This window comes from Marivita sp., assembly GCF_965656765.1.
GTDB lineage: Bacteria > Pseudomonadota > Alphaproteobacteria > Rhodobacterales > Rhodobacteraceae > Marivita.
The window spans coordinates 1-3929 of the sequence record NZ_CBFHLV010000118.1; the positions used below are offsets into that span (position 1 = coordinate 1).

Sequence of the window (3929 nt, forward strand, 5' to 3'; positions counted from 1 at the left end):
CGCATTCGTTGAAAGCTCGGTCTTTCCGATTCCCCCTGACGTTTTGATGATCCCGATGATCCTTGCCCGACCATCCCGTGCATGGTTGATCGCACTGGTCGCAACCGTGTCGTCTGTGTTGGGTGGCATGCTGGGCTACGGCATCGGGTACTTTTTTTACGAAAGCGTCGGGCAACCAATCCTAAGCGCTCTTGGCAAGGCCGACTCGATGGCTGAATTCAATGACCGCTTTAACGGCGTCGGGTTCTGGGCGGTGTTGATCGCGGGAGTGACGCCCTTCCCTTACAAGGTCATCACGATCATGTCAGGCTGGACAGCGATGCCACTGACCACGTTTGTTGTCACATCCGTGATCGCACGTGCCTTGCGGTTCTTCGTAGTTGCAGGCCTATTGCGCACATTCGGAGCACCGGTACGGGCGTTCATTGAAAAGCGGCTCGGGCTAGTCTTCATCTTGTTCATAGCGATCCTGCTTGGTGGATTTTACGTGGTGAGGTTTCTGTGACGTTAGATCGTCGGATGTTGGTCTTGTTGGCCGCTGGCGGTTCGCTTGCGTTGATGCTGGGCGCTTTGGCGTTCCAGTATTTCGGTGGGTTGCCACCATGTAAGCTATGTATCTGGCAGCGCTATCCGCATGTGGTCGCGATTGCACTTGGTCTGGTCGCCCTGCGCTTTGGCACTGCAACAGTTGCATGGCTTGGCGCGGTTGCGGCCTTTGCCACAGCAGCGGTCGGGGCCTATCACACCGGCGTCGAACGCGGTTGGTGGGAAGGCCCGACAACCTGCACCTCTGGCCCGATTGGCGGTTTGTCCACTGACGAGCTTTTCGATCAGATCATGGCAGCGCCATTGGTTCGATGTGACGAGGTACCGTGGGAATTGTTCAGCTTGTCGATGGCAAGCTGGAACATGATCATCTCGATAGTGTTGATGGCGATTTGGATCGCAGCAGCACGTCGATCTGACTAAATCCCACTTTTTCGCGTCGAGAGCAGCAAAGACGTTTCCGATTGCGTCACACCATCGAGCTTGCGGATGCGCGACAGCACTTGGTCCAACGCCTCGAGCGTGTCAGTGCCCAGTTCTGCGATGACATCCCAACGGCCATTGGTCGAATGCAGTGCCCGGACTTCGGGCAGGTTATTGAGTTGACGGATCACCCGGTCGGTGCCACGCCCTTCAATCCCGATCATCATCATCGCCCTAACGGGATCGCGGGCGACGTCGTCTTTTAGGACAACGGTATACCCCACCACCTCGCCAGAATTTTGCAACCGATCCAAGCGCGCCCGAACAGTCGCGCGAGACAGAGTCAGGATTGTCGCCAGATCCGACACCGACGCCCGACCGTTGTGACGCAATGCGGACACAAGTTTTTTGTCGATATCATCCATTGTGATCTCACCACCTATCAGATTGATAAATTATATCTCAATTCGTGCAATTTGAACACTTATGAACAATCCATACTGATTGGTATGTCCCCAATGCACAATGAGGGGTACGGGGAATATGCAGTCTCAGAACATCGTATTGGTCGGAGCGCCACTGGATTGCGGCAAGGCACGCAAAGGCTGTCTAATGGGCCCAGATGCGTATCGCACCGCCGGCATTTCACGCGCGTTGACCGATCTGGGGCATCGCGTGAGCGACTTGGGCGATGTTGTCCCGGACGACAATCATATCGCGGAACGCGTCGGGCTGGTGAATTTGTCCGAAACCATCGGCTGGACCACGGCCCTCATGCGAACGGCGCAAGACGCGATGCGGCAGGGCTTGCCGATCTTCCTTGGTGGGGACCATGCTTTGTCACTGGGCACCGTGCCAGGGGTTGCGGCACACGCAGCACAGGACGGACGCCCGCAATTTGTGCTGTGGTTGGATGCTCATAGTGATTTCAACACACTCGAGACCACAGGCTCTGGCAATTTGCACGGGACACCGCTCGCCTATGCCACCGGCCAGTCGGGTTTTGGTGGCTTTCCACCCCTGCCCGCCGCAGTTCCCGCACATCAGACCTGTATCATCGGCTTGCGTTCCGTCGATCTGCCTGAACGCGCGTTGATGGAGCAAACCGACATACGCGGCTATGACATGCGCGCCATTGATGAGACGGGCGTGGCCAACCTTTTGGCACCGTTCCTGAAAGACGTCGCAATGGCCGGCGGTGCATTGCATGTCTCATTGGATGTGGATTTCCTTGACCCAGCCCACGCACCCGCAGTCGGCACCACCGTTCCCGGCGGAGCCACTGTGCGCGAGGCTCATTTGGTGATGGAGATGCTCTGCGACAGTGGGCTGATGACCTCGCTCGATCTGGTCGAACTGAACCCGATGCTGGATGAGCGCGGACGCACGGCACACCTGATGGTTGATCTGGCCGCCTCGGCCCTTGGCCGCCGCATCTTTGACCGCCCCACCCCACGCTTGATGTAAGGAATGACCACCATGCAGCCGTCAGACAAAGCTCTTGTCCCGTTCGTCTCGGTCGATCACATGATGCAGCTGGTGCATCGCGTTGGTCTGGCCAAAATGATTTCGCGCATCGCAGATGCCATCGAAGAGGATTTTCGACGTTGGGACAATTTTGACAAAACACCCCGCGTCGCGGCTCACAGCCCGGTTGGGGTGATTGAACTGATGCCAACCGCAAACGACGCGCTTTATGCTTTCAAATACGTCAACGGCCACCCAAAGAACACGGCAGATGGGCTTCAAACCGTGACCGCCTTTGGTCTGCTGGCCGATATGGACACCGGGTATCCTGTGCTCTTGTCTGAAATGACCTTGCTGACAGCGCTGCGCACCGCTGCGATGTCGGCGGTCGCGGCCAAGCACCTTGCGCCCAAAGGGGCCACGACGATGGCGATGATCGGCAATGGCGCACAGGCGGAATTCCAAAGCATCGCGATGCATGCGATTTGCGGCATCGACACAGTTCGTCTTTATGACAAAGACCCTGAGGCAACCCGCAAATGTGCGACAAACCTGGCTGGAACTGGTCTTACAGTAATAGCCTGCGACAGCGCCGAGGCTGCCATTGAAGGTGCGCAAATACTCACAACCTGCACGGCTGACAAACAATACGCGACGATCCTCACCGACAACATGGTCGGCAGCGGCGTACACATCAACGCAATCGGCGGCGACTGTCCCGGCAAGACCGAACTGGCAAAGGCGATCCTGCATCGGTCGTCGATCTTTGTGGAATATCCTCCACAGACGAGGATTGAAGGCGAGATTCAGCAACTTGAACCAGACCACGCGGTCACTGAGCTTTGGCAAGTGATGACCGGTGCGGTTCCCGGTCGCCACGACGCACGTGAGATCACGCTGTTCGACAGTGTCGGTTTCGCGATCGAGGATTTCTCGGCCCTGCGTGTGGTGCATGACCTGACGCGAGAGACCGGATTGAACCTGCCGCTTGACCTGCTGGCCGATCCCGACAACCCGCGTGACCTTTACGGGATGCTAATGCGGGCGGCGGGGTGACGAAAAGGCTTTTTGAAAAGCCTTTTTGCAGTCGCTTCAAAACAGCATACCGCGCTCAAAGATAGTCCGCGCGCTGCAATCCATACTTCGCCATTTTCTCGTTCAGGGTCCGGCGCGGCAGGCACAGCTCATCCATGACCGACGCAATAGAGCCACGATGGCGGCGCATGGTGTTATCGATCAGCATACGTTCAAACGCCTCGACATATTCCTTGAGCGGCTTGCCTTCAGTCGTCATCACCGGCTGCATTTCGTCATGATCCGACATGAGCAGCGACGCGATTGTGCCAGTGCCTCGCCGTGATTGCAGCGCGGCGCGTTCGGCAAGGTTGATCAACTGGCGAACATTTCCGGGCCACGGTGCTTGTAACAATTGTGCTGCTTCCTGCGCGCTGACCTGCGGTGCCTCGCAGCCGTATTCATCGGCAAACTGATCT

General features: G+C 57.3%; 6 protein-coding genes. 4 read left to right on the forward strand and 2 right to left on the reverse strand.

The window, feature by feature from the left end:
- Both ACTG4M_RS17170 and ACTG4M_RS17175 read left to right on the forward strand, forming a co-directional pair.
- Positions 1-505: YqaA family protein (locus ACTG4M_RS17170; protein WP_439124890.1), on the forward strand; the 505-nt coding region annotated here is incomplete at its 5' end.
- 14 nt (positions 506-519) lie between these two features.
- Entirely contained in the window at positions 520-969 is a 450-nt protein-coding gene (locus ACTG4M_RS17175; RefSeq protein WP_439124895.1) for a disulfide bond formation protein B, read from the forward strand.
- Here the strand turns inward: ACTG4M_RS17175 and ACTG4M_RS17180 are convergent.
- Positions 966-1394: an Lrp/AsnC family transcriptional regulator gene (locus tag ACTG4M_RS17180; RefSeq protein WP_439124891.1), complete on the reverse strand. Its 429-nt coding sequence runs from the start codon at positions 1392-1394 to the stop codon at positions 966-968. The two genes, ACTG4M_RS17175 and ACTG4M_RS17180, sit on opposite strands and share 4 nt — an antisense overlap.
- Positions 1395-1512: 118 nt before the next feature.
- Here ACTG4M_RS17180 and rocF point away from each other — a divergent pair, with 118 nt between their 5' ends.
- A complete protein-coding gene (gene rocF, locus ACTG4M_RS17185) occupies positions 1513-2436 on the forward strand; it encodes an arginase (protein ID WP_439124892.1) in 924 nt (307 codons plus the stop codon).
- 3 nt (positions 2437-2439) lie between these two features.
- Positions 2440-3492 (forward strand): ornithine cyclodeaminase, encoded by a 1053-nt coding sequence (locus ACTG4M_RS17190; RefSeq protein ID WP_439124893.1) that lies wholly within the window; start codon positions 2440-2442, stop codon positions 3490-3492.
- Positions 3493-3547: 55 nt separating this feature from the next.
- Here the strand turns inward: ACTG4M_RS17190 and ACTG4M_RS17195 are convergent.
- Positions 3548-3929 (reverse strand): helix-turn-helix domain-containing protein (locus tag ACTG4M_RS17195; RefSeq protein ID WP_439124894.1); only part of this gene is annotated, 382 nt, incomplete at its 5' end.

Excerpts from the sequence above, each read along its gene's own strand:
- ACTG4M_RS17175 (WP_439124895.1), top strand. The coding sequence starts at position 520 with ATGTTGGTCTTGTTGGCCGCTGGCGGTTCGCTTGCGTTGATGCTGGGC.
- ACTG4M_RS17180 (WP_439124891.1), bottom strand. The coding sequence starts at position 1,394 with ATGGATGATATCGACAAAAAACTTGTGTCCGCATTGCGTCACAACGGT.
- rocF (WP_439124892.1), top strand. The coding sequence starts at position 1,513 with ATGCAGTCTCAGAACATCGTATTGGTCGGAGCGCCACTGGATTGCGGC.
- ACTG4M_RS17190 (WP_439124893.1), top strand. The coding sequence starts at position 2,440 with ATGACCACCATGCAGCCGTCAGACAAAGCTCTTGTCCCGTTCGTCTCG.